Origin of the sequence: Chamaesiphon sp. VAR_69_metabat_338 (genome assembly GCF_031423935.1) — a bacterium.
In the GTDB taxonomy this organism is placed as follows: domain Bacteria; phylum Cyanobacteriota; class Cyanobacteriia; order Cyanobacteriales; family Chamaesiphonaceae; genus Chamaesiphon.
Genome location: NZ_JANPGM010000647.1, coordinates 1 through 1,933, shown reverse-complemented (window position 1 = coordinate 1,933; position 1,933 = coordinate 1). Strand labels below are relative to the sequence as shown.

General features: G+C 46.0%; 3 protein-coding genes. 2 read left to right on the top strand and 1 reads right to left on the bottom strand.

Annotated elements, in window-relative coordinates; all coding sequences use genetic code 11:
• Together RMO84_RS17840 and RMO84_RS17835 are read left to right on the top strand one after the other, a co-directional pair.
• The coding region (locus tag RMO84_RS17840; protein ID WP_310489783.1) for a cbb3-type cytochrome c oxidase subunit I at positions 1–567 on the top strand (567 nt) is incomplete at its 5' end.
• A gap of 294 nt (positions 568–861) precedes the next feature.
• A complete protein-coding gene (locus RMO84_RS17835) occupies positions 862–1,476 on the top strand; it encodes a heme-copper oxidase subunit III (RefSeq protein ID WP_310489782.1) in 615 nt (204 codons plus the stop codon).
• A gap of 72 nt (positions 1,477–1,548) precedes the next feature.
• Here the strand turns inward: RMO84_RS17835 and RMO84_RS17830 are convergent, their stop codons facing one another.
• Complete coding sequence (locus RMO84_RS17830) at positions 1,549–1,716, bottom strand: hypothetical protein (RefSeq protein WP_310489781.1); 168 nt, start codon at positions 1,714–1,716, stop codon at positions 1,549–1,551.
• Positions 1,717–1,933 lie beyond the last annotated feature (217 nt).

Here is a 1,933-nt window from a genome sequence, read left to right as displayed (position 1 = left end):
ACCTTCGTCATCGGCGGTATCACTGGCGTTATGCTAGCGGCTGTCCCCTTCGACATTCACGTTCACGATACATACTTCGTCGTCGCTCACCTCCACTACGTCTTATTTGGTGGCAGCGTCTTCGGTATCTACACGGGGATCTATCACTGGTTCCCTAAAGTTACCGGACGCCATATCAACGATACCTGGGGCAAAATTCACTTCGTGCTGACTTACGTTGGCTTTAACGTGACTTTCCTCCCCATGCACATCCTTGGCTTGCAAGGAATGCCGCGCCGGGTTGCCATGTATGCACCAGAATTCCAAGGTTTAAATCAATTTATTACCTATGGTAGTTATGTGCTGGCGATTTCGACTGTCCCCTTCTTAGTTAATGCGATCTATTGTGCTTACAAGGGTGAGCCAGCCGGTAACAATCCTTGGAATGCGCTAACCCTAGATTGGCAAACTACTTCACCTCCAGAAATCGAGAACTTTAAAGTGCTACCCGTGCTGACGACAGGCCCTTATGATTATGGGGACACTGAAGAAATTTCAGAACCACCCAAGGTATTTACTAATGTTTAGTTGTTAATATTGCTGAGAACAAATGTGGTGGGCATTGCTCACCCTACTTCTACTCTTCATCTGCTGGATTTACCGCAAAGATCTACCCACCCCGCCTTCCAGGCACCCCTGTCTTGACGCACACAAACGGGAGGAAACCTCCCGTTCGATGCGTCGCTGTCTTGTCGGTTTTTTTATTCTGGGGGAACCCCAGAATAAAACCGCCGCTCCGAGGAGGGGATTTTCCACCATATGGCTCTAGAACTGAGGATTAGATAAACCCTATTCCCTATTCCCTATCCCCTATCCCCTAATATGCAAGGATCGATTTCCGACCAGACCCAGATTAATATTGAGAGTGCGACCCACGATAGCCATCATGAAGCGCATCCCGACTTTCGGATATTTGGACTAATCGTGTTCTTAGTCGCAGAGGGGATGATTTTTCTCGGCTTGTTTGTTGCTTACTTCGCATTTCGATCGATGGCACCAGAATGGCCGCCAGCAGGTACGCCTAAGCTCGAATTGCTCTTACCAGGAATGAATACTGTCATCCTGATTGCGAGTAGTTTGGTCATTCATCAAGCCGATACTGCCATCAAAAAGAATGACGTCAAAGGTTTGCAACTGTGGTTTGGGCTGACAGCTCTGATGGGGATTGTCTTCCTCGGCGGTCAGTTGTATGAATACAGTCATCTCGAATTTGGATTGCGGACGAATTTATTTGCCAGTACTTTCTATGTCTTAACTGGTTTTCACGGTCTGCACGTCACCGTTGGCGTACTGCTGATTTTATCGGTCTTATGGCGATCGATGAAATCCGAACATTATGGCACCAACAATCATTTTGGTGTCGAAGCTGCCGAAATTTATTGGCACTTTGTCGATGTAATTTGGATTATCTTATTTATCCTGTTATATCTGATTTGAAAATCTCAATTTTTGAGAACACGCGATCGCGGAGCGTAATGCCCCGCGATTTTGTTTTAGATTCACATTCAATTAACCCAATATCGAACATAATTCGATCGCCAGTTTGAGCCATTCCCAGCTTGGAAGTTCGGCCATAAATGGGATCGAAATTCCTGAGATTTTGCAGACAGAGACGATCGAGACTAGGGTAATTAGACAGATACAGAATAACGCGATCGCAGTTGTAGATTTAGGCATGTATTTAAATTTAGCGATCGGGTGGAAGTTGATTGAGATTCGATCGCTATGTTTTTAGAATATGCGATTAAATCTAGTCTGTCAGGCACGTTTAGATAACGCTTTTGCAGACAAAAATGAACTCTAGTCTATCGAAAAATCCCCTCCTCGGAGGGGTGCCCGAAGGGCGGGGTGGGTAGATCTCCGCTACCCACAAGCCACTCGAAATTAGATGGTG